The sequence below is a fragment of the Streptomyces xanthophaeus genome, from assembly GCF_000725805.1.
GTDB classification, from domain to species: domain Bacteria; phylum Actinomycetota; class Actinomycetes; order Streptomycetales; family Streptomycetaceae; genus Streptomyces; species Streptomyces xanthophaeus.
On record NZ_JOFT01000037.1, the window covers coordinates 26,228 to 47,776 of the forward strand.

The following is a 21,549-nucleotide window of genomic DNA, read 5'->3' on the forward strand; positions in this document are numbered from 1 at the left end:
CGGGCGGGCGGCCCGCCGGAGCCAGGTGCTCCGGCGGGCCGCTGCGCTGCGCGAGCCGTCAGACGGTCAGGACGATCTTGCCGCGGGTGCGGCCCGCGGCGCTCAGCTCCCATGCCTTCGCGGCCTGTTCGAGCGGCAGGGCGTGCTCCACGTTCACCGTGAGCCGGCCCGAGTCCGCGAGTTCGGCCAGGAAGGTGAGGTCGGCGGTGTCGGGGCGCACCCACAGCTGGTGCGCGCCCTTGGCCGCGGCCTCGTAGTCGGCGATGGAGACGACCCGGTCGCGCTCCTTGACCAGGGACTGGAGCACCTCCACGACGCCGTCCCCGTAGAAGTCGAGGCCCGCGTCGATGCCTTCGGGTGCGAGCTCCCGGATGCGGTCGGCCAGCCCCTCCCCGTACAGGACGGGCTCGGCGCCGAGCGAGCGCAGGTAGTCGTGGTTGTGCGCGCCCGCGGTGCCGATCACGCGCAGGCCGAGGGCGACCGCGATCTGCACGCCGAGGGAACCGGTGCCGCCGGCCGCGGAGTGGATGACGACGGTCTCGCCGGCCCGGACCTTCACCCGGGTGAGTGACTGGTAGGCGGTGAGGCCGGCCAGCGGGATGCCCGCGGCCTGCTCGAACGTCAGCTCGCGGGGCTTGCGGGCGAGGGTGCGTACGGGGGCGGTCACCAGCTCGGCGTACGTGCCGAGCTCGACCCATTCCTTGCGGACGTAGCCGTAGACCTCGTCGCCGACGGCGTAGTCGAAGGTGTCCGGGCCGACGGCCTCGACGACACCGGCCACGTCCCAGCCCGGTATGACCGGGTAGCGGACCTCCAGGATCGGGTCGAGGTATCCGGCGGCGAGCTTCCAGTCCACCGGATTGACCCCGGCGGCCTTGACGCGGACCAGGACCTCGCCCGGCCCGACCTTGGGCTCCGGTACGTCAACGAGGTTGAGTTCGGGGGAAGTTCCGTAAGCGTGGTACGTGATGGCCTTCATGATCTTCCCCAACAGGGGTCCGCGGGCCGCTATTCCGGCTTCCGCGGATTCCTTCAGGCGGGCAGCGTGTTGCGGTGCGAGCGCCGCCGGGCCGCGCTGAAGAGGGCCTGGATCTGCGCCCCGGACTGCTCGATGTCGTCCAGCGGGGAGGGGAAGGGCAGCCGCACGTCGCGGTGGCCGCGCCGCTCCTCCAGGCGCAGGGTGATCCCGTACCGGTCGAGGGCGACCGGCAGCGCGCGCACGACGGCGGCCGTGGGCAGCGGGTGGACCAGACGCAGCAGCAGGGTGACGAGGTCGGGGTGGTCGTCGAGGAGGTGGGTGAGCATCCCGGCCTCGTACGGGGCGAGCGGGTCGGGAGCGGCTTCGTCCAGTTCCTCCAGGCCGATGTGCGCGATGCCCTCGTCGGTCTCCAGGACGGCCCGGCCGAACTCGATGCAGGTGCTCCCGTCGGGGTCGGGGGCGGCGCTGCCGTGCGGGTAGGGGGTGAGCATGCGGCCCAGGACGGTGACGCGGGCGCGCACCCGGTCCCGTACGGGGGTGGGGGCGATGTCGGTGAACTCCAGGCGGATCGCGGGGCGCTCCTCGCCGTCCCCGCCCGGTTCGGCGGGGTGCAGGTGCAGCCGGCCCATGGGGTCGCCGCCGTCGAGGTGGCGGACCTCGGTGTGCAGCCCGTCGGCCACCACGGTCATGGAGTGGGCGGCGGCCAGGACCGACCGGACCCGCTCGGCGTCGGTGGGCCGGTCGGCGGGCGCGGGGCGGGCGGCCGGGGTGGCAGGGTCACCGGACATGCGCATGCGGATCTCTCCGTAATCCCGAGAAGGTTAGGTATGCCTAACCTAACTCATCCGGGCTCTGGGAGGTACCCCGTCCTGCCTCGTGTCGTTGTTGGGCTGAACGGGTGAAACGCGAGAGGATGGGCGGATGCACATGAAGCGCACGGCCGGGGCGGCCCGGTGAGCAGGTACGACGTCACCGACGAACAGTGGGAGGGACTCGCGCAGGTGGTACCCCTGCGCAGTCGCAACGAATGGCCCTCCCGGGTCGACCACCGCACGATTCCCAAGGCGCCCGGAGCGTCCGCGGCGGAACAGCGGCGCTTCGTGGTGATCCGGGTCCAGGTCTTCGCGGACGCCCGGGAGGTGGCCGAGTACCTGATCGCGCAGATCCCGGTGCTGCTCGACCTCACGGGCGCGGACGGCGAAGTGGCCAAGCGGATCCTGGACTTCAGCAGCGGTGTGGTCTTCGGGCTGGGCAGCGGGATGCACCGGGTCGACCGGAACGTCTTCCTGCTGGCGCCCGTCGGGACCGAGGTCGAGGGGATCGCCGCCGCGGCCGTCCCCCGATCGTAGGAAGGTGGCGCGGGCGGAACGGTTCGGCGGGCTCCCGGGGGGTCCGGCGGCCCGTACCGTCCCGCGCATGGAAGCCCCTCTGGACGCGGCGGCGGACCGCCGCGCCGCAACCGCCCCCGCCGCTCGCTCCGTTCCGGCCGGTCCCGCCGTCGTCACCGCCGTGCCCGCGCTCGCGCTCACGCCCGCGCCCCCTGTCGGCCCTGTCGGCCTTGGCGGTACCGCCGGCTTAGGTCCGGGCCGCGGCCCGGACGGTCCCGTGCGGCCGGAGCCCCTCCCGGAGCCCGTTCCGCAGCCCCTCGTGCCCGCGCAGCGGCAGGTGCAGCAGCGGCCGGTCGTCACCGAGCTGCGGCTCTCCGCCTTCGGCCCGCACCGCGCCGCCGCCTTCCCGCTCGGGCCCGTCACCCTCTTCGCCGGACCCAGCGGCAGCGGCAAGTCCCAGCTGCTGGCCGCCTACGAGGCCCTGGCCGGGCTGGGTTCCGGGGCCACCTTGGAGGAGGCCTTCCCGGACGCCCGCGCCCGCATCCCGGACCGGGCGGTCCCCGACGCCGACCGGAGGCGCGGTTTCCGCATCGGCTGCACGGTCGACGGCCCCGCCGGCCCCGTCCGGCTGGACCTAGCCGTGCAGGCCGAGCCCGCGCTGCGGATCGTCGGCGAACGCCTCACGCAGGACGGCCGGATCCTGCTCAGCACCGCCCTGCGCGATCCCGGCCGGCGCTCGGTACAGGCCGCCTGGCTGACCGGGGGCGCCATCGGCGTCACCCGGGCCCCGCTCCCCGACGACCGGCTCGGCACGGCCCTGCTCCCGCTCCGCGTCGCCGGGGCCACGGCCGGGCAGCGGCAGGTGCTGGCCGCCGCCGAACAGGTCGTGGTGGCCCTGCGCTCGGTGTTCCCCTGCGACCCGCGCCCCGACCGGATGCGCGCCCCCGTTCCGCAGGGCGAGGGCCGGCTGCTCGGCGACTGCGCGAACCTGGCCGACGTACTGCGCCGGACCCGCCACGAATGCGGCACCCGGCACGCACTGCTCACGGAGGCGGCCCGCACCGGCTGCGCGGGCCCCGTCGCGGGCCTGGACGTACGGGGCCCCGCCGACGGCCCCGTCACGGCGCTGCTGGACCGCGGCCCCGGCCGGCCCGCCACGGAACTCGGCGGCCTCGGCGGGGGCGAGCTCCGCTTCCTCGCCCTCGCACTGGTCCTGCTGACCGGGCCGGGGGTGCTGGCCATGGACCCCGCCGCCGAACTGCTCTCCGCGCAGCAGGCGCTGACGGTGCTCGCCGACGGCTTCGACCACGGCCTGGACCGGCGCCAGAGCGCCGAACTGCTGCGCCTGGCCCTGCTCTCCTGCGGCCGGGGCCACGTCCGGCTGGCGGCGGCGGTGGGGGAGGACTGCGCGGACCTCGCCCGTGGGATCCCGGGCGTGACGGTGGTAGACCTGACCCCATGAACGACGAACGGCCGGACGAGCGGCTGGACCGATTGCAGAGCAGGCTCCCGGGGGTCGCGGCGGGCCCCGGCCGGGGGGCGTGACGCCGGAACAGTCGGCGCGGGTGATGGACGAGCCGGAGACCGCGCACCGGGTGGCCGACGAGGTGGCCGACGTGCTCGCGTATCTCCTGCAGTTCTGTGAGGTTCTGGGGGTGGATGTGCTGGATGCGCTCGCCGCGAAGATCGAGAGGAACGAGCTCCGCTTCCCGGTGCCGGGTACTTCGACCCCTAATCGTCACTCTTCGGAGTGACGGCCCCGTCCACAATCACGTTTGTGTCCACATTTTCCGAATACCCCTGGCTTTACTGGCTCATTGCCCTCACGCTGGGTAGTGGTGAGAACGGTGGGATGTCGTGCGGACGGGGGACGGCATATGGATGCGGTACGGCTCATCGCGGCCGGCCGGCACGCGCTGGCACAGAGCGGAGCTGCGTGGGACATCGTGAGCGAGGCCTGGCAGGCCCAGGCGCTCGCGCAGGGACTGGGGGGATGGCTTGCGGTCACCGGGCCGCCGGAGCTCAGACCGGAGGCGAGAGGCCTCGGTGAAGCGGGCGGCAGAGGCTGCGGGGTGCTCGACCGCGCGGCCCTGCGCGGCGAGGGCATCACGCCCGACCACTCGCCGCGGGCGGCGCAGCTGACCGAGGTGGCGGATGTGCGCCAGGCGCTCCTCGGGCTCCAGGCACTGCTGGGCGAAGTGGGGATAGCGCTGGTCGGGGTCGCCTGCGGGACGGACGACGAGGGTCTGTACTGGCAGTGCATAGAGTCGATAGACGCGGCCGACGAATCGAGCGACCGGGTGCGCGCGCTCCTGCGCAGGCTCGCCGTCCGGGAGCGGGGATCGGCCTCGGGCGTGGCCTGAGCGGACACGCGCGCGGCGCGGAGCGTACTTGGCGCGGGAGCGCCCCTCGGTGGGTGCCGGGGTGCCGGGTGCCGGCCTGCACCGGTGTGCGGTTTCCGCATCGGGTGGGGTCCCGTCGCGCGCGACGGGACCCGCACGGTCAGAACGACCCGTAGGAGGAGCTCCCGGCGGCGCGGCTGCCCGGGGTTAGCGAGGTGTCGGCGCCTGCGGGCGTGCGGTCCGTGGAGGACTGGAGATCGGCGTCGAGCTGGGACAGGTCGGCGTTCAGCGCCGCCATCAGCTCTTCCATCTGCTGCAGCAGGCCCTTCGGCGCACCGCTCGGCGCGGGGGCCGCGGACTCCTGCCGTGCATGATCGTGTGCTGCCTGCCCGGTCTGTCCGGTGTGGCGGGGGGTCTCCGGCACGGCCTCGTGGGACATGGCGGCCTCCTCGGCCCTGGCCCTTCCCTGCGGAAGGGGGCGGTGGACGCACCGGCGAAGGGCCGCCGGCGCGCGGGCCGGGCGGTCCGGCTCCGTCCGAGCCAACGATCCCCCTCCGGGCTGGTCACTGGCGTGGCCGGGGCCGCCCTTCCCGGTTGACGCAGATTCACCCTGCAGAGGTCGCAGGAGGGCAGGATGGAAGGCATGGACCTCCGCATCTTCACCGAGCCCCAGCAGGGCGCCGACTACGACACCCTCCTGACCGTGGCCAAGGCCACCGAGGACCTGGGCTTCGACGCGTTCTTCCGCTCCGACCACTACCTGAAGATGGGTTCCGCCGACGGCCTGCCCGGTCCCACCGACGCCTGGATCACCCTCGCGGGCCTGGCCCGCGAGACCAGCCGGATCCGGCTGGGCACGCTGATGACGGCCGGCACCTTCCGGCTGCCCGGCGTCCTCGCCATCCAGGTGGCCCAGGTCGACCAGATGTCCGGCGGCCGGGTCGAACTGGGCCTGGGGGCGGGCTGGTTCGAGGAGGAGCACAAGGCCTACGGGATCCCCTTCCCGGCGGAGCGGATGGCCCGGCTGGAGGAGCAGCTGGCGATCGTCACCGGGCTGTGGGCCACCGAGAGCGGCCGGCGCTTCGACTACGCGGGCCGCCACTACCAGGTGGAGAACTCGCCCGCGCTGCCCAAGCCCGCCCAGGCCAAGGTCCCTGTCCTCATCGGCGGCCACGGCGCCCGGCGCACCCCGCGCCTCGCCGCGCGCTACGCCGACGAGTTCAACATGCCGTTCGCGTCCGTCGCGGACAGCGCCCGGCAGTTCGCCCGGGTCCGGGAGGCCGCCGCGGAGGCCGGCCGCCGGGCCGGCGACCTGATCTACTCCAACGCCCTGGTGGTCTGCGTGGGCAAGGACGACGCCGAGGTGGCCCGCCGGGCCGCCGCCATCGGCCGCGAGGTGGACGAGCTCAAGGCCAACGGCCTGGCCGGCTCCCCGGACGAGGTCGTGGAAAAGCTCGGCACCTACTCCGCCATCGGCTCCTCCCGCACCTACCTCCAACTGCTCGACCTCGACGACCTGGACCACCTGGAGCTGATCTCCTCCCGCGTCCTGTCCCAGCTCCGCTAGGTCAGGGACAACCGTGCCCCGCGCATCCGTTCCGCTCGCCGAGGCTCTCGGCCGCAGCCCCCTCGTCCTGGACGGCGGGCTGAGCAACCAGCTCGCCGCCCAGGGCTGCGACCTGTCCGGCGCCCTCTGGACGGGACGGGTGCTCGCCGAGCGGCCGGACCAGGTGGAGGCCGCCCACACGGCGTACGTGCGGGCCGGGGCCGAGGTGCTGGTCACCTCCGCCTACCAGGTCGGCTATGCCTCCTTCGCCGCCCACGGCCACGACCGCGCCGCGACCACCGCCCTGCTGCGGCGCAGCGTGGCCCTCGCGGACCGGGCCGCACAGGCCGCCGGCCACGAGGTGTGGGTGGCCGCCTCCGTGGGCCCGTACGGGGCGGTGCTCGCGGACGGCTCCGAGTACCGCGGCCGGTACGGCCTGTCCGTGCGCGCACTCGCAGCCTTCCACCGGCCCCGCATCGAGGCCCTGCTCTCCGCCGGGCCCGACGTCCTGGCCCTGGAGACGATCCCCGACCCTGACGAGGCCGAGGCCCTGCTCGGCATCCTCGCCGACACCGGCGCCGAGGCCTGGCTCAGCTACACCGTCGAAGGGGGACGCACCCGCTCGGGCCTGCCCCTCCCGGAGGCCTTCGCCCTCGCCGCCGCGGCCCCGCAGGTCATCGCGGTCGGCGTGAACTGCTGCGATCCGGCCGAGGTGCTGCCCGCCCTCGAAGCGGCGGCGTCCGTCACCGCCAAACCCCTGCTGGCCTACCCCAACGACGGTTCCGTCTGGGACGCGGCCACCGGCACCTGGCACGCCCCGGCGGATCCGCGCCCCTGGCCCACCGCCGCCTGGCTCCGCGCCGGAGCCCGCCTCACCGGCGGCTGCTGCCGCATCGGCCCCGACCGGATCGCGGCCCTGTCCACGGCCCTGCGGGCCGGTCCCGACCTCGGAAAATAAGGGGCGGCGGGGCGGGGCCACCGGCAACAATCGGCCGTGTGTTCCTGACGATCTCCACCACCGGCTCCCCCGAACGCCCCGCCACCGACCTGGGCTACCTGCTGCACAAGCATCCCGGCAGGACGCAGGCGTTCTCCACCTCCCACGGCACCGCCCACGTGTTCTACCCCGAGGCCACGGCCCAGCGGTGCACGGCGGCCCTGCTGCTGGAGGTGGACCCCGTCGCGCTCGTGCGGCGCGGGCGGGGCAAGGGCCGCGGCGGGGCTCCCGACGTCGCGCTCGCGCAGTACGTCAACGACCGCCCGTACGCCGCCTCCTCGCTGCTGGCCGTCGCGCTCAGCGCGGTGTTCCGCAGTGCGCTGGCGGGCCAGTGCACCGCCCGCCCGGACCTGCCGGAGCAGGTGCTCCCGCTGCGCATCGAGGTCCCGGCGCTGCCCGCGCGCGGCGGCCCGGAACTGGTGCACCGGCTGTTCGGACCGCTCGGCTGGGACCTCGTGGAGGCCGGCCCCGTACCGCTCGACGAGCAGTTCCCCGAGTGGGGCGACTCCCGCTACGTACGGCTGGTGCTGGAGGGCGAACTGCGGCTCGCCGACGCCCTGCGGCAGCTGTACGTCCTGCTGCCCGTGCTCGACGACGCCAAGCACTACTGGATCTCCTCCGACGAGGTCGACAAGCTGCTGCGCGCCGGGGACGGCTGGCTCGCCGCCCACCCGGAGAACGGCCTGATCAGCTCGCGCTACCTGGCCCGTCACAAGCGGCTGACCCAGAACGCCCTGGAGCGCCTGGAGCTGGTCCGTCTCGCCGAGGCCGACGGCAGCGAGGTCGAGGAGATCGACAACGCGGTCGACGAGACCCGTGACACGCAGGAGCGTCCGGTACCGCTCGCGGTGCAGCGGCGCGACGCGATCCTGACGGCCCTGCGCACCGCGGGCGCCGCCCGGGTCCTGGACCTCGGCTGCGGCCAGGGCCAGCTGGTGCAGGCGCTCCTGGGGGACGTGTCCTTCACCGAGATCGTGGGTGTCGACGTGTCCGTACGGGCGCTGAACACCGCCGCCAAGCGGCTGCGGCTGGACCGGATGGGAGAGCGCCAGAGCGCGCGCGTCACGCTCCTGCAGGGCTCGCTCGCCTACACCGACAAGCGGCTGACCGGCTACGACGCGGCCGTGCTCAGCGAGGTCATCGAGCACCTGGACCTCCCGCGGCTGCCCGCGCTGGAGTACGCCGTCTTCGGCTCGGCCCGCCCCCGCACGGTCATCCTGACCACCCCGAACGTGGAGTACAACGTCCGCTGGGAGACCCTGCCCGCCGGACACGTCCGCCACCGCGACCACCGCTTCGAGTGGACCCGCGAGGAGTTCGCCGCCTGGGCCCGCGAGGTCGCCGGGCGCTACGGGTACGGAGTCGAGTTCCTGCCCGTGGGCGACGACGACCCCGAGGTGGGACCGCCGACCCAGATGGCCGTGTTCACCGCCGTCACCGACCACGAGACCCCGAAGGAGGGCGAGGCAGCATGACCACCGAGACCAGCACCGAGACCGGCACCGAGACCGGCACCGTGAGCGCCGAGGGGACCGCCGAAGGCGCGGGCGCCCCCCGCGCACGCGTACTTCCCGTGACCGACCTGTCCCTCGTCGTCCTGATCGGCGCCACCGGATCGGGCAAGTCCACCTTCGCCCGCAAGCACTTCAAGCCCACCGAGGTCATCTCCTCCGACTACTGCCGGGGCCTGGTCGCCGACGACGAGAACGACCAGAGCGCCAGCAAGGACGCCTTCGAGGTCCTCCACTACATCGCGGGCAAGCGGCTCGCCGCGGGCCGCCTCACCGTCGTCGACGCCACCAGCGTCCAGGCCGACGCGCGCCGCCAGCTGGTCCAGCTCGCCCGCGCGTACGACGTCCTGCCCATCGCCATCGTCCTCGACCTGCCCGAGGAGGTCTGCGCCCAGCGCAACTCCACCCGCCCCGACCGGGCCGGGATGCCCCGCGCGGTCATCCAGCGCCACCGCCGCGACCTGCGGCGCTCGCTGCGCGGACTGGAGCGCGAGGGCTTCCGCAAGGTGCACGTGCTGCGCACCGTCGAGGAGGCCGAGAACGCCGAGGTCGTCCTGGAGAAGCGCTTCAACGACCTCACCCACCTCACCGGCCCCTTCGACATCGTCGGTGACATCCACGGCTGCTCCTCCGAGCTGGAGACCCTCCTCGGCAAGCTCGGCTACGAGGACGGGGTGCACCCGCAGGGCCGCACCGCCGTGTTCGTCGGCGACCTCGTCGACCGCGGCCCGGACAGCCCCGGCGTACTGCGCCGCGTCATGGGCATGGTGAAGTCCGGCAACGCGCTGTGCGTGCCCGGAAATCACGAGAACAAGCTCGGCCGCCACCTGAAGGGCTCCAAGGTCCAGCGCACGCACGGCCTCGCCGAGACGATCGAGCAGCTGGAGGCGGAGCCCGAGGAGTTCGTCCAGGAGGTACGGGAGTTCATCCGCGGCCTCGTCAGCCACTACGTCCTCGACGGCGGCAGGCTGGTGGTCTGCCACGCCGGGCTGCCCGAGAAGTACCACGGCCGCACCTCCGGCCGGGTCCGCTCGCACGCCCTGTACGGGGAGACCACCGGCGAGACCGACGAGTTCGGTCTGCCCGTGCGCTACCCGTGGGCCGAGGACTACCGGGGCAAGGCCGCGGTGGTCTACGGCCACACGCCGGTCCCGGACACCTCCTGGATCAACAACACCATCTGCCTGGACACCGGCGCCGTCTTCGGCGGACGGATGACCGCCCTGCGCTGGCCGGAGCGCGAACTGGTCGACGTACCGGCCGAGAAGGTCTGGTACGAGCCGGTCAAGCCGCTCGCCGCCGAGGCGCCCGGCGGGCACGAAGGCCGTCCGCTGGACCTGGCCGACGTGCACGGGCGCCGCGTCGTGGAGACCCGGCACCTGGGCAACGTCAACGTGCGCGAGGAGAACGCGGCCGCCGCCCTGGAGGTCATGAGCCGCTTCGCGGTGGACCCGAGGCTGGTGCCGTACCTCCCGCCGACCATGGCGCCGACCGCGACCTCGCGCGAGGAGGGCTACCTGGAGCACCCCGCCGAGGCCTTCGAGCAGTACCGCAAGGACGGCATCGCGCAGGTCGTGTGCGAGGAGAAGCACATGGGCTCCCGGGCCACCGTCCTGGTCTGCAAGGACGCGGACGCGGCCCGCGTGCGGTTCGGGGCGCAGGGGGTGACCGGCTCCGTCTACACCCGTACCGGCCGCCCCTTCTTCGGCGATCCCGAGGTCACCGAGGAGGTGCTCGCCCGGCTCCGCGCGGCGGTCACCGACGCCGGCCTGTGGGAGGAACTGGGCACGGACTGGCTGCTCCTGGACGGGGAGCTGCTGCCCTGGTCGCTGAAGTCCACCGGACTGCTGCGCAACCAGTACGCCGCGGTGGGCGCGGCCTCCGGCGCCGTCTTCCCGGGCGCGATCGCGGCCCTGGAGGCGGCCACCGCCCGGGGCATCGACACCGGGGCCCTGCTGGAGCGCCAGCGCGGCCGGGCCGCCGACGCGGCCGCCTTCACCGAGGCCTACCGCCGCTACTGCTGGAGCACCGACGGCCTGGACGGCGTACGGTTCGCGCCCTTCCAGCTGCTCGCGGCGGCCGGACGCTCGCTGGCCGCCGTCCCGCACGACGAGCAGCTGTTCTGGCTGGACCGGCTCGTCGCCGCCGACGAGGCCTCCGGCACCGGGCTGCTGAAGCGGACCGGCCGGATCCTCGTGCACACCGGGGACCCGGACTCCGTACGGGCCGGCACGCAGTGGTGGCTGGAGCAGACGGCCGCCGGCGGCGAGGGCATGGTCGTCAAGCCGCTCCAGGCCTACGCCCGCGACGGCAAGGGCCGCCTGGTCCAGCCGGGCGTGAAGGTCCGCGGGCGCGAGTACCTGCGGATCATCTACGGCCCGGAGTACACCCGCCCGGACAATCTGGAGCAGCTGCGCAACCGGTTCCTCGGCCACAAGCGCTCGCTGGCCCTGCGGGAGTACGCGCTCGGGCTGGAGGCCCTGGACCGGCTGGCCGCCGAGGAGCCGCTGTGGCGGGTCCACGAGGCCGTCTTCGCGGTGCTCGCCCTGGAGTCGGAGCCGGTCGACCCCCGGCTGTGACCCCGGCGTAAAGCCGGGGCCCCCGTACGGCCTGGAATTAGGTCGTATGGGGGAACTTTCGCGGAGAACTCCGGGAAAACCACCGGCGGGATCGTTCATCCAGGGCAGCGGAACGTCCGCGACCCTGGAAGGACGGAACATCACCTATGAAGATGACCGCGCGCGGAAGCATTGCGGCGCTCCTGACCTGTATGGCCGCGGCCGGCGCGGCCACCCCGGCCGTGGCCGACTCGGTCCCGGTCGGGGTCCCGCTGGACGCCGTGGAGTCCACGCTCGGTGTGGACGCCCCCCGCGTGGCCACCGGCGTGCCGGTCCCGGTCGTCGGCGCGCCCGAGGCGCCGCGCCACCACCGGGGGGACATGCTCCCCACGCCGCTGCTCCCCGCGGTCCCGATCGGCGCCGAGCTCGGCAACACCCTCGTCACCACCGCGGTGCCGAACCTGGCGGGCAAGCCGGAGACGGACGGCGAGGGTTCCCTGGACGCCCCGGCGAGCACCGTGCGCACCCGGACCCCCGGGCTGATCCTCGGCTCCCCGCTGACGATGCCGGACGGGTCCAACTTCGGTCTGCCGAACCTGACGAAGCCCGAACTGGGCCTGCTCACCCCGGAGCTGACGGGCGCTCCCACCGCGCTGCTGGGTCTGTCCACCCCCCGCTGAGCGGACGCCACGTCAAAAAGCCGCCCGGTCTGCGAACGTGTACGGCATGGGATTCCATGTCGACTCCGAGACCGGGCGGCTCCGCCGCGTCATCCTCCACCGGCCCGACCTGGAGCTGAAGCGGCTCACACCGAGCAACAAGGACGCACTGCTCTTCGACGACGTGCTGTGGGTGCGCCGGGCCCGCCAGGAGCACGACGGATTCGCGGACGTGCTGCGCGACCGGGGCGTGGAGGTCCACCTCTTCGGTGACCTGCTGTGCGAGGCCCTGGACATCCCGGAGGCCAGGCACCTGGTCCTGGACCGGGTCTTCGACGAGAAGGAGTACGGCCCGCTCGCCACCGACCACCTGCGGTCCGCCTTCGAGGGGCTGGGCCCGGCCGCGCTGGCCGAGGCGCTGGTCGGCGGGATGACCAAGCGGGAGTTCCTGGAGCGGCACGCCGAGCCGGTGTCGGTGCGGTTCCACGCCATGGAACTGGACGACTTCCTGCTGGGTCCGCTGCCCAACCACCTCTTCACCCGGGACACCTCGGCCTGGATCTACGACGGGGTGTCCATCAACGCGATGCGCTGGCCGGCCCGGCAGCGGGAGACCGTCCACTTCGAGGCGATCTACCGGCACCACCCGCTGTTCACCTCGTCCGGTGCCTTCCACTTCTGGTCGCAGGGGCAGGCGGACTACCCGTCCACGATCGAGGGCGGGGACGTCCTGGTCCTCGGCAACGGCGCGGTGCTGATCGGGATGAGCGAGCGGACCACCCCGCAGGCCGTGGAGATGCTGGCCCGGGGCCTGTTCGCCGCCGGGTCGGCGACCACCATCGTGGCGCTGGACATGCCCAAGAGCCGTGCCTTCATGCACCTGGACACGGTGATGACGATGGTCGACGGAGATACGTTCACTCAGTACGCGGGCCTGGGCATGCTCCGCTCCTACACGATCGAGCCGGGGGCGGGGGCCGGCGATCTGAAGGTGACCGACCACGCGCCGGATCACATGCACCGGGCCATCGCGGCGGCGCTCGGGCTGGACTCGATCAAGGTGCTCACGGCCCGGCAGGACGTGCACTCGGCGGAGCGCGAGCAGTGGGACGACGGCTGCAACGTGCTGGCCGTCGAGCCGGGGGTGGTCGTGGCGTACGAGCGGAACGTGACGACCAACACGCACCTGCGCAAGGAGGGCATCGAGGTGATCGAGATCCCGGGCAGCGAACTGGGCCGCGGCCGGGGCGGGCCGCGCTGCATGAGCTGTCCGGTGGAGCGGGACGCGGTGTAGGCAGATGCCTCGGCGGCTCCGGGCGGTGTCCGGCGGCTCCGTCTCACCAGCAGCAGGGGTCTGTATATCAATGCAGAGGATCGTATAGACTTCCAACATCCCCTGTCACCGTGACGCTGGAGCGACGCCATGGCCACCGATCTCGCCGGCCGCAGTTTCCTGAAGGAGCTCGACTTCACGGCCGCCGAGTTCCGCGGCCTGATCGAGCTCGCCGCCGCCCTCAAGGCGGCCAAGAAGGCCGGTACCGAGCAGCGGCTGCTCCAGGGCGTGAACATCGCGCTGATCTTCGAGAAGACCTCGACGCGCACCCGCTGCGCGTTCGAGGTCGCCGCCGCGGACCAGGGCGCCCACACCACCTACCTCGACCCCGCCGGGTCCCAGATGGGGCACAAGGAGTCGGTCAAGGACACCGCCCGGGTGCTGGGCCGGATGTTCCACGGCATCGAGTACCGGGGTGACAGCCAGGAGGTAGTCGAGGGGCTCGCGGCCCATGCCGGCGTGCCGGTCTTCAACGGCCTCACCGACGACTGGCACCCCACCCAGATGCTGGCCGACCTGCTGACCATGACCGAGCACAGCGCCAAGCCGCTGGAGCGGATCGCCTTCGCCTACCTCGGTGACGCCCGCTTCAACATGGGCAACTCCTACCTGGTGACGGGCGCGCTGCTGGGCATGGACGTCCGCATCGTGGCGCCCCGGGCGTACTGGCCCGCGGAGCCGGTCGTGGCCGCGGCCCGGGAGCTCGCGGCGAGCAGCGGCGCCCGCATCACCCTGACCGAGGAGATCGACGAGGGCGTCGGTCAGGCCGACTTCGTGGTGACCGACATCTGGGTGTCCATGGGGGAGCCCAAGGAGGTCTGGGACGAGCGGATCAAGGCCCTGTCCCCGTACGCGGTGACCATGGACGTGCTGCGGGCCACCGGGAACCCGGACGTGAAGTTCATGCACTGCCTGCCGGCCTTCCACGACCTGGGCACCGCCGTCGCCCGGGAGATCCACGAGCGGCACGGGCTCGACTCCCTGGAGGTGACGGACGAGGTGTTCGAGTCGGCGCACTCCGTCGTCTTCGACGAGGCCGAGAACCGGCTGCACACCATCAAGGCCGTGCTCGTCGCGACGCTCGCCAAGTCCGGCGCATAGTCATACCGGGGCGGACGCGGCGGATCCCGTCACACCGCGGCGGGCCGCCGGTGCAGGGTGAACCACACGGCCTTGCCGCCTTCGGTGCGGCGGTGGCCGCAGCCGGAGCTCAGGCTCCGGATCAGCAGCAGCCCGCGGCCGTGCTCCTGCCAGGGGTCCGGATGGTGTGCGTCGCCGGACGCCGCGGCGAGGCCGCCGGGCAGGCGCGGGTCGCCGTCGTGGACCTCGACCTGGCAGCCGTCGGCGCGCAGCTCCACGGCGAGCTCGATGGGCGCCCCGGCGAGGGTGTGCTCCACGGCGTTGGCCACGAGCTCCGCGGTCAGCAGCTCCGCCGTGTCCGGGTCCGCCGGTGCGCCGGCGTCGTTCAGCGCCGTACGGACCAGGGCGCGGGCCATGGGGACCGCGGCGGCGGTGTGGGGCAGGGCGATCCGCCAGGCGGCGGTTGCAGGCACGGCGGGTCCCTCCCTTCGGGGGGTGCGGCAGGTGGCGCGGTCGGGGGAAGTCCTTGTTTCAACCATACGGAGGGCGCGTGTGGCGTTGTAGGGCACCCCGCCCGGAACGCAAGGGACCAGGGTCCCGCCCGGGCAGGACCTTCGGCCCGTGCGACGCCCGCCGCCCACGCGGTGTTGCGTTTCTGTGACGGCAGTCACGATCTGGTGATACCGTCGTCGGTGTGAGCCCCTTCACCGGTTCCACCTCCGCGACCGAACGGTGGCGCCACCTCCGGGTGACCCGGCAGGACGGCGTGGCCACCGTCACCTTCGACCGCCCCGAGAAGATCAACGCGCTCACCTTCGGCGCCTACGCCGACCTGCGCGACCTGCTCGCCGAACTGTCCCGCGAACGCTCCGTACGGGCCCTCGTCCTCGGCGGCGAGGGACGCGGCTTCTGCTCCGGCGGCGACGTGGACGAGATCATCGGCGCCACCCTCGCCATGGACACCGCCCAGCTCCTCGACTTCAACCGGATGACCGGCCAGGTCGTGCGGGCCGTCCGCGAATGCCCCTTCCCGGTGATCGCCGCCGTGCACGGGGTCGCCGCCGGAGCCGGCGCCGTCCTCGCCCTCGCCGCCGACTTCCGCATCGCCGACCCCACCGCCCGCTTCGCCTTCCTCTTCACCCGGGTCGGCCTCTCCGGCGGGGACATGGGCGCCGCCTACCTGCTGCCCCGCGTCGTCGGCCTCGGCCACGCCACCCGCCTGCTGATGCTCGGAGAGCCCGTACGCGCTCCCGAGGCCGAGCGGATCGGACTCATCAGCGAACTCACCGACGAGGGCAAGGCCCACGCCCGGGCCGCCGAACTCGCCGCCCACCTGGCCGCCGGGCCCGCCCTCGCCTACGCCCAGACCAAGGCCCTGCTCACCGCCGAACTCGACATGCCGCTCGCCGCGTCGGTGGAGCTCGACGCGGCCACCCAGGCCCTGCTGATGAACGGCCAGGACTACGCGGAGTTCCACGCGGCCTTCACCGGGAAGCGCCCGCCCCAGTGGAAGGGCAGGTAGCGCCCGTGTCCGCGCACCCCACGCAACGCCTGCGGGCCGCCGTCGTGGGCGGCGGGCCGGGCGGGCTCTACGCCGCCGCACTCCTGGCCCGCCAGGGCCACGACGTGGACCTGTGGGAACGCAACGCGCCCGACGACACCTTCGGCTTCGGCGTGGTCCTCTCCGACGAGACCCTCGGCGGCATCGAGCGGGCGGACACCGTGGTCCACGCCGCCCTGAGCCGTGAGTTCGTGCGCTGGGACGACGTGGACGTCGTGCACCGAGGACGGCTGCTGACCTCCGGCGGCCACGGCTTCGCCGCCCTCGGACGGCGCCGCCTCCTGGAGATCCTGCACGAGCGCTGTGCCGGACTCGGGGTCCGCCTCCACTTCCGGGCCGAGGCACCCGACGCCTTCGCCCTGGCCGCCTCCCACGACCTGGTGGTCGCCGCCGACGGAGTGCACAGCGCCACCCGGGAGGCCGCGGCCGCACACTTCGGGCCGACGGTGACCAACGGCCGCTGCCGGTACATCTGGCTCGCCGCCGACTTCGCCTTCGAGGCCTTCCGCTTCGAGATCGCGGAGACCGAGTACGGGGTCATGCAACTGCACGCCTACCCGTACTCCGCCGACTCCTCCACCGTCATCGTGGAGATGCGCGACGAGGTGTGGGCGGCGGCCGGCTTCGACCTGTGCGACGAGGAGGAGTCCGCGGCCCGCTGCGCCAAGGTCTTCAGCGAGGCCCTGCGCGGACGGCCGCTGCGCGGGAACCGCTCCGCATGGACGCAGTTCCGCACCGTCGTCAACGCACGCTGGTCCTACGGCAACGTGGCCCTGCTCGGCGACGCCGCACACACCGCGCACTTCTCCATCGGGTCCGGCACCAAACTCGCCGTGGAGGACGCCCTCGCCCTCGCCGAAGCCGTCGCCGCGCACCCGGACGTCCCGGCCGCCCTCGCCGCCTACGAGAGCGCCCGCCGGCCGGCGGTGGCCAGCACCCAGCGGGCGGCGGCCGCCAGCATGCGCTGGTTCGAGGAGATCGCGGGCTGCACCGGCCAGCCCGCCCGGCAGTTCGCCTTCAACCTGCTCACCCGCAGCCGCCGCGTCACCCACGACAACCTGCGGCTGCGCGACGCCCGCTTCACCCGCGCCGTCGAACGCGACTTCGGCTGCCCGGACGAGCGGACACCGCCGATGTTCACCCCCTTCACCCTGCGCGGGCTGACCCTGCGCAACCGGGTCGTGGTCTCCCCGATGGACATGTACTCCGCCCGCGAGGGCGTCCCCGGCGACTTCCACCTGGTGCACCTCGGAGCCCGGGCCCTCGGCGGGCCCGGGCTGGTCATGACGGAAATGGTCTGCGTCAGCGCCGAGGGCCGCATCACCCCCGGCTGCGCGGGCCTGTACACGCAGGAGCAGGCGGACGCCTGGAAGCGGATCGCCGACTTCGTCCACACCTCCGCGCCCGGCACCGCCCTGGGCGTCCAGCTCGGACACTCCGGCCGCAAGGGCTCGACGCGGGTGATGTGGGAGGGCATGGACGACCCCCTCCCCGAGGGCAACTGGCCGCTGGTGGCCGCCTCCGCACTGCCCTACCGGCCGGGGGTCTCGGCCCTGCCGCGCGCCGCGACGGGCGCCGACCTGGAAGCGATCCGCTCCGATTTCGCAGCCGCCGCGGTCCGTGCGGCCGCCTGTGGCTTCGACCTGCTGGAACTGCACTGCGCCCACGGCTACCTGCTCTCCGGCTTCCTGTCGCCGCTGACCAACCACCGCACCGACGCCTACGGCGGCTCCCTGGAGAACCGGCTGCGCTTCCCGCTGGAGGTCTTCGACGCGGTCCGCGCCGTCTGGCCCGAGGACCGGCCGATGACGGTCCGCCTCTCCGCGACCGACTGGGCACCCGGCGGCACCTCGCCGGAGGAAGCCGTACGGATCGCCGCCGCCTTCGCCGCGCACGGCGCCGACGCGGTCGACGTCTCGACCGGCCAGGTGGTGGCGGACGAGACCCCCGAGTACGGGCGCTCCTACCAGACCCCGTACGCCGACCGGATCCGCAACGCCCTCGGCATCCCGGTCGTCGCGGTCGGTGCGATCTCCTCCTGGGACGACGTCAACTCGCTGCTCCTGGCCGGACGCGCGGACCTGTGCGCGCTGGGCCGCCCCCACCTCTACGACCCCCACTGGACCCTGCACGCGGCGGCCGAGCAGTCCTACGAGGGCCCGGCCGCGCCCTGGCCCGCCCCCTACCGCGCCGGCAGCCGCCCCCCGCCGACGGGCCGCGGCTGATGCCCTCGGGTCAGGCGGCGACCACCTCGGCGCGGTCCTCGACGGGGACGTAACCCAGCCGCAGGTACACGCCGTTGCTGGTCGCGTTGGCCAGGTCGGTGAAGAGGAGGACCTCCGAGGCCCCGGCCGCCCGCGCCGCCCGGCTCGCCGCGTGGGTGACCCCGGCCGCGTAGCCGCGGCGGCGGACCCCGGGCGGGGTCCAGACCGGCCCGATGCGGCTGGCGGAGCCGATCGGGCGGGTGAAGGAGGCCAGGGACACGGGAGCCGCGCCGTCCTCCCACAGCAGCAGCCCGCCGTACGAGATCCGGTCGCGCAGGGCGGCCGGGGAGGCGGCGCCGGGCTGCCCCGCCTCCCTGTTGAACTCCGCGATCCACTCCAGCAGCAGCGGCAGGTCCTCCTCTGCGGCCTCCCGGACCCGCCCGGCGGGGGCGGGGTCCGGGGGGAGCAGCTCCGCCAGCCGGTACAGCCGGTTCTCCTCGGTGACCCGGGCCGGCCGCCCCCAGGACCCGGCCAGTACGTCGGCGTCGGCGCGCCGGGCGTTGAAGCCGCTGATGCCCGAGAACAGCGGCTCGCTGCCGAGGGCCGCGGCCAGGGCCCGGACCGCTTCGGGCGGCAGGGCCCCGACCAGCACGGGAAAGGGCGGGGTGCACAGCAGGGCGCCGGTGACGGTCCCGTCGGAGCGGGTCCACCAGCCGAAGAACGGGTCCGCCTGGCCGAACGCGTGCGGACCGCGCCGTTCCAGGGCGTCCGCGGTGGTCAGCAGGATGGTGTTCGACACCGGCCGCGCGGCCACGGACGGGCCCGCCGTGGTCAGATAGGCCGCCAGGTCACGCGTGAAGGTCCAGGTCATGGCCCATCCTCGCGTCCGGCTGCGTCCCGCGCACCCGGTTTTGCCTCATGGCCGGGCGAAGGCCGCGCCCGTGTCCCGCAGCCGTGCGTGCAGTTCCGCGAACACCGCCGCCGCACGGTCGCCCGGCCAGTCCGCCGGGAGCAGTTCGCGCGGCAGCCCCGGGTCGGCGTAGGGCAGGCGGCGCCAGCTGTCCAGGGCGAGCAGATAGCTGCGGTAGGCCTCCTCCGGCGTCGGCACGGGGCCCGACTGGAGGGCGCGCAGGGCGGGTTCGTGCAGATCGAGGTACTCCTCGTGCTGTTTGGCCAGCGAGGCCAGGTCCCACCAGCGGGCCACGGCCTCGGCGGTCGGGGCGAAGCCGAGGTGGGCGCCGCGGAACAGCTCCACGTACGGGGTCAGGTGCAGCCGCTCCAGCGTGTGCACCGTCTCCTCGTCCAGCTGGGCGGGGGCGATCCACACGCCCGGCGCGACCGCGCCGAAGCCGAGCCGGGCCAGCCGCGAGCGCAGCAGGTGCCGCTTGCTGCGCTCCTGCTCCGGCACGGAGAAGACCGCCACCAGCCATTCGGGGGACCGCGGCGGGCTGCCGTAGATCCGCCGGTCGCCGTCGTCCAGGAGCTGGCGCGCCTCCGGGGAGAGCGCGTAGGCCGCCGATCCGTCCGCCGCCCGGTCCGGCAGCAGGAAGCCGCGGCGCTTGAGCCGGGACACCGAGGAGCGCACGGAGGGGGCGTCCACGCCGGCCGCGCCCAGCAGACGGATCAGCGCGGACACCGGGACCGGGCCCTCGAAGGCCCGCCCGTAGGCTCCGTAGAACGTGACGATCAGGGATCGCGGAGTGTGCTGCTCGACCACGGGTTCACTCTATGACGTGTCCCGATCGCGCAGCCGGAAGCGTTGCAGCTTGCCGGTGGCCGTACGGGGGAGCGCGGGCAGGAAGACGAAGGAGCGCGGGCACTTGTGCGGGGCCAGCTCGGCCCGCATGAAGGAGCGCAGCTCCTCCTCGGTGAGCGTCACCCCTTCGCGGGCGACGGTGTACGCCACCACCACCTGTCCGCGCCGCTCGTCCGGGCGGCCGACCACCGCGGCCTCCACCACGTCCGGGTGGCGCAGCAGGGCTTCCTCCACTTCCGGGCCGGCGATGTTGTACCCCGCCGAGATGATCATGTCGTCGGCGCGTGCGACGTAGCGGAAGTAGCCCTCGGGATCGCGTACGTAGGTGTCGCCGGTCAGGTTCCAGCCGTCCCGTACGTACTCGCCCTGCCGGGGATCGGCGAGGTAGCGGCAGCCCACCGGGCCGCGCACGGCCAGCAGCCCCGGTTCGTTGTCCGCGACGGGCTGCCCGGACGGGTCCACCACCCGGGCCTGCCAGCCCGGCACCACCCGGCCGGTCGTACCGGGCCGGATGTCCTCGTCGGCGGCGGAGATGAAGATGTGCAGCAGCTCGGTGGCCCCGATGCCGTTGATGATCCGCAGGCCGGTGCGCTCGTACCAGGCCTGCCAGGTCGCCGCGGGCAGGTTCTCCCCGGCCGAGACGCAGCGGCGCAGTGCGGACAGGTCGTGGGTGCCCACGTCGTAGGGGCCCAGCGCGTCCAGCATCGTCCGGTAGGCGGTCGGCGCGGTGAACAGCACCGTCACCCGGTGCTCGGCCAGGGCGGGCAGCAGCGTGCGCGGACCCGCCTCCTCCAGCAGCAGCGCGGACGCGCCGGCCCGCAGCGGGAAGACGACCAGTCCGCCGAGCCCGAAGGTGAACCCGAGCGGCGGACTGCCCGCGAAGACGTCGTCGGGGCGGGGCCGCAGCACGCCCCGGGAGAAGGTGTCGGCCACCGAGAGCAGGTCCCGGTGGAAGTGCATGCAGCCCTTCGGCCGCCCGGTGGTGCCGGAGGTGAAGGCGATCAGGGCGACGTCGTCGGCCGAGGTGTCGACGGCCGTGAACGGCGCGGCCGTCCGGGCCTCGGCCAGCCGCAGCAGGTCGTCCTCGCCCGGGCCCCCGTACGGGGTGATGCGCAGCCCCGGAACCTCGGCCTTGACCAGGTCGTCGAGCACGTCGGCATGGCACAGGGCGTGCCCCACCCGGGCCATCGCGCAGACCGTGGCCAGCTCCTGCGCGCGCTGCTGGGGCAGTACGGTCACGGCCACCGCGCCCGCCTTCATCACCGCGAGCCAGCACGCGGCGAGCCAGGGGCCGGTGGGTCCGCGCAGCAGCACCCGGTTGCCGGGGACCACGCCCAGATCGACAGTGAGCACGTGGGCCAGGCGGTCGACGCGCTCGCGCAACGCACCGTAGGTCCACACCTCGCCCGCGCCGGTGCGGAAGGCCGGGCGGTCGGGGCCGAACCGGGCGACGGTCACGTCGAGCAGTTCCGCCCCGCAGTTCAGCCGGTCCGGGTAGGTGAGCTCGGGCAGCTCGAACAGGAGGTGCGGCCAGGTGCCGGCGGGCGGCAGATGGTCGCGGGCAAAGGTGTCGGTGTGAGCGGAAGGCTTGAGGTCCAAGGCGGGTTCGCCCCCTTGCGACGGTCCGGATGTGGATGGAGCCGGCCGTGCTGACGCGTCACGAGCGTATCGTGATGGTGACGGTAGTCAACAGGA

General features: G+C 73.7%; 19 protein-coding genes and 1 pseudogene. 13 read left to right on the plus strand and 7 right to left on the minus strand.

Going from position 1 to position 21,549, the window contains the following annotated elements:
- Positions 1-58: 58 nt before the first annotated feature.
- The gene (locus tag IO30_RS0123010) at positions 59-979 is read right to left on the minus strand and encodes an NADP-dependent oxidoreductase (protein WP_031145661.1); all 921 of its coding nucleotides are present in this window, start codon (positions 977-979) and stop codon (positions 59-61) included.
- A 53-nt stretch (positions 980-1,032) separates the two neighbouring features.
- On the minus strand, positions 1,033-1,773 hold the full coding sequence (locus IO30_RS0123015) for a DUF2470 domain-containing protein (protein ID WP_031145663.1): 741 nt from the start codon (positions 1,771-1,773) through the stop codon (positions 1,033-1,035).
- A gap of 159 nt (positions 1,774-1,932) precedes the next feature.
- Here IO30_RS0123015 and IO30_RS0123020 point away from each other — a divergent pair, with 159 nt between their 5' ends.
- The 4 genes and pseudogenes from IO30_RS0123020 to IO30_RS0123035 all read left to right on the plus strand — a co-directional run bounded on the left by IO30_RS0123020 (position 1,933) and on the right by IO30_RS0123035 (position 4,670).
- Complete coding sequence (locus IO30_RS0123020) at positions 1,933-2,328, plus strand: cell division protein SepF (protein WP_031145665.1); 396 nt, start codon at positions 1,933-1,935, stop codon at positions 2,326-2,328.
- A 256-nt stretch (positions 2,329-2,584) separates the two neighbouring features.
- Positions 2,585-3,769, plus strand: coding sequence for an AAA family ATPase (locus IO30_RS0123025; protein ID WP_373316461.1), 1,185 nt, complete (start codon positions 2,585-2,587; stop codon positions 3,767-3,769).
- 79 nt (positions 3,770-3,848) lie between these two features.
- Positions 3,849-4,061 (plus strand): annotated as a pseudogene (locus tag IO30_RS0123030) (nucleoside triphosphate pyrophosphohydrolase family protein); the annotation flags it as partial.
- A gap of 123 nt (positions 4,062-4,184) precedes the next feature.
- The gene (locus IO30_RS0123035; protein WP_031145671.1) at positions 4,185-4,670 is read left to right on the plus strand and encodes a DUF6099 family protein; all 486 of its coding nucleotides are present in this window, start codon (positions 4,185-4,187) and stop codon (positions 4,668-4,670) included.
- A 139-nt stretch (positions 4,671-4,809) separates the two neighbouring features.
- Here the strand turns inward: IO30_RS0123035 and IO30_RS0123040 are convergent, their stop codons facing one another.
- Entirely contained in the window at positions 4,810-5,088 is a 279-nt protein-coding gene (locus tag IO30_RS0123040) for a hypothetical protein (protein WP_107065173.1), read from the minus strand.
- 204 nt (positions 5,089-5,292) lie between these two features.
- Here IO30_RS0123040 and IO30_RS0123045 point away from each other — a divergent pair, with 204 nt between their 5' ends.
- The 7 genes from IO30_RS0123045 to argF all read left to right on the plus strand — a co-directional run bounded on the left by IO30_RS0123045 (position 5,293) and on the right by argF (position 14,354).
- Positions 5,293-6,216 carry an LLM class F420-dependent oxidoreductase gene (locus IO30_RS0123045; protein WP_031145674.1) on the plus strand — a complete coding sequence of 308 codons (924 nt, stop codon included), beginning with the start codon at positions 5,293-5,295 and terminating at the stop codon, positions 6,214-6,216.
- A gap of 13 nt (positions 6,217-6,229) precedes the next feature.
- Complete coding sequence (gene mmuM / locus IO30_RS0123050; protein ID WP_031145676.1) at positions 6,230-7,153, plus strand: homocysteine S-methyltransferase; 924 nt, start codon at positions 6,230-6,232, stop codon at positions 7,151-7,153.
- Between the two features lie 38 nt (positions 7,154-7,191).
- Complete coding sequence (locus IO30_RS0123055) at positions 7,192-8,667, plus strand: 3' terminal RNA ribose 2'-O-methyltransferase Hen1 (RefSeq protein ID WP_031145678.1); 1,476 nt, start codon at positions 7,192-7,194, stop codon at positions 8,665-8,667.
- Complete coding sequence (locus IO30_RS0123060) at positions 8,664-11,282, plus strand: polynucleotide kinase-phosphatase (protein WP_078904797.1); 2,619 nt, start codon at positions 8,664-8,666, stop codon at positions 11,280-11,282. Before IO30_RS0123055 ends, IO30_RS0123060 begins: the two co-directional genes overlap by 4 nt.
- A gap of 152 nt (positions 11,283-11,434) precedes the next feature.
- Positions 11,435-11,941: a hypothetical protein gene (locus tag IO30_RS0123065; RefSeq protein WP_234321795.1), complete on the plus strand. Its 507-nt coding sequence runs from the start codon at positions 11,435-11,437 to the stop codon at positions 11,939-11,941.
- A 46-nt stretch (positions 11,942-11,987) separates the two neighbouring features.
- The gene (locus tag IO30_RS0123070) at positions 11,988-13,214 is read left to right on the plus strand and encodes an arginine deiminase (RefSeq protein ID WP_031145684.1); all 1,227 of its coding nucleotides are present in this window, start codon (positions 11,988-11,990) and stop codon (positions 13,212-13,214) included.
- Between the two features lie 129 nt (positions 13,215-13,343).
- The gene (argF, locus tag IO30_RS0123075) at positions 13,344-14,354 is read left to right on the plus strand and encodes an ornithine carbamoyltransferase (protein ID WP_031145686.1); all 1,011 of its coding nucleotides are present in this window, start codon (positions 13,344-13,346) and stop codon (positions 14,352-14,354) included.
- A 29-nt stretch (positions 14,355-14,383) separates the two neighbouring features.
- Here argF and IO30_RS0123080 read toward each other — a convergent pair whose 3' ends face one another.
- Positions 14,384-14,872 (minus strand): ATP-binding protein, encoded by a 489-nt coding sequence (locus IO30_RS0123080; protein WP_051859550.1) that lies wholly within the window; start codon positions 14,870-14,872, stop codon positions 14,384-14,386.
- 155 nt (positions 14,873-15,027) lie between these two features.
- Between IO30_RS0123080 and IO30_RS0123085 the strand changes: the two genes are divergently transcribed.
- Both IO30_RS0123085 and IO30_RS0123090 read left to right on the plus strand, forming a co-directional pair.
- The gene (locus IO30_RS0123085; protein WP_031145690.1) at positions 15,028-15,855 is read left to right on the plus strand and encodes an enoyl-CoA hydratase family protein; all 828 of its coding nucleotides are present in this window, start codon (positions 15,028-15,030) and stop codon (positions 15,853-15,855) included.
- The gene (locus tag IO30_RS0123090) at positions 15,840-18,119 is read left to right on the plus strand and encodes a bifunctional salicylyl-CoA 5-hydroxylase/oxidoreductase (protein WP_373316460.1); all 2,280 of its coding nucleotides are present in this window, start codon (positions 15,840-15,842) and stop codon (positions 18,117-18,119) included. The genes IO30_RS0123085 and IO30_RS0123090 overlap by 16 nt, the downstream gene beginning before the upstream one ends.
- Before the next feature lie 10 nt (positions 18,120-18,129).
- Here IO30_RS0123090 and IO30_RS0123095 read toward each other — a convergent pair whose 3' ends face one another.
- Genes IO30_RS0123095 through IO30_RS0123105 form a run of 3 tightly spaced genes read right to left on the minus strand, consistent with a single transcriptional unit; the run spans position 18,130 to position 21,453 of the window.
- Complete coding sequence (locus IO30_RS0123095) at positions 18,130-18,969, minus strand: GNAT family N-acetyltransferase (protein WP_031145693.1); 840 nt, start codon at positions 18,967-18,969, stop codon at positions 18,130-18,132.
- 45 nt (positions 18,970-19,014) lie between these two features.
- Entirely contained in the window at positions 19,015-19,815 is an 801-nt protein-coding gene (locus IO30_RS0123100) for a PaaX family transcriptional regulator (protein WP_031145694.1), read from the minus strand.
- A 9-nt stretch (positions 19,816-19,824) separates the two neighbouring features.
- Positions 19,825-21,453, minus strand: coding sequence for an AMP-binding protein (locus IO30_RS0123105; protein WP_031145696.1), 1,629 nt, complete (start codon positions 21,451-21,453; stop codon positions 19,825-19,827).
- Between the last annotated feature and the right edge of the window lie 96 nt (positions 21,454-21,549).

What these genes read in the sequence shown, in the direction of transcription:
- IO30_RS0123010 (WP_031145661.1), bottom strand. Translation starts at nt 979, where the DNA reads ATGAAGGCCATCACGTACCACGCTTACGGAACTTCCCCCGAACTCAAC.
- IO30_RS0123070 (WP_031145684.1), top strand. Translation starts at nt 11,988, where the DNA reads ATGGGATTCCATGTCGACTCCGAGACCGGGCGGCTCCGCCGCGTCATC.
- argF (WP_031145686.1), top strand. Translation starts at nt 13,344, where the DNA reads ATGGCCACCGATCTCGCCGGCCGCAGTTTCCTGAAGGAGCTCGACTTC.
- IO30_RS0123040 (WP_107065173.1), bottom strand. Translation starts at nt 5,088, where the DNA reads ATGTCCCACGAGGCCGTGCCGGAGACCCCCCGCCACACCGGACAGACC.
- IO30_RS0123065 (WP_234321795.1), top strand. Translation starts at nt 11,435, where the DNA reads ATGACCGCGCGCGGAAGCATTGCGGCGCTCCTGACCTGTATGGCCGCG.
- IO30_RS0123015 (WP_031145663.1), bottom strand. Translation starts at nt 1,773, where the DNA reads ATGCGCATGTCCGGTGACCCTGCCACCCCGGCCGCCCGCCCCGCGCCC.
- IO30_RS0123095 (WP_031145693.1), bottom strand. Translation starts at nt 18,969, where the DNA reads ATGACCTGGACCTTCACGCGTGACCTGGCGGCCTATCTGACCACGGCG.
- IO30_RS0123080 (WP_051859550.1), bottom strand. Translation starts at nt 14,872, where the DNA reads ATGGTTGAAACAAGGACTTCCCCCGACCGCGCCACCTGCCGCACCCCC.
- IO30_RS0123060 (WP_078904797.1), top strand. Translation starts at nt 8,664, where the DNA reads ATGACCACCGAGACCAGCACCGAGACCGGCACCGAGACCGGCACCGTG.
- IO30_RS0123035 (WP_031145671.1), top strand. Translation starts at nt 4,185, where the DNA reads ATGGATGCGGTACGGCTCATCGCGGCCGGCCGGCACGCGCTGGCACAG.
- IO30_RS0123045 (WP_031145674.1), top strand. Translation starts at nt 5,293, where the DNA reads ATGGACCTCCGCATCTTCACCGAGCCCCAGCAGGGCGCCGACTACGAC.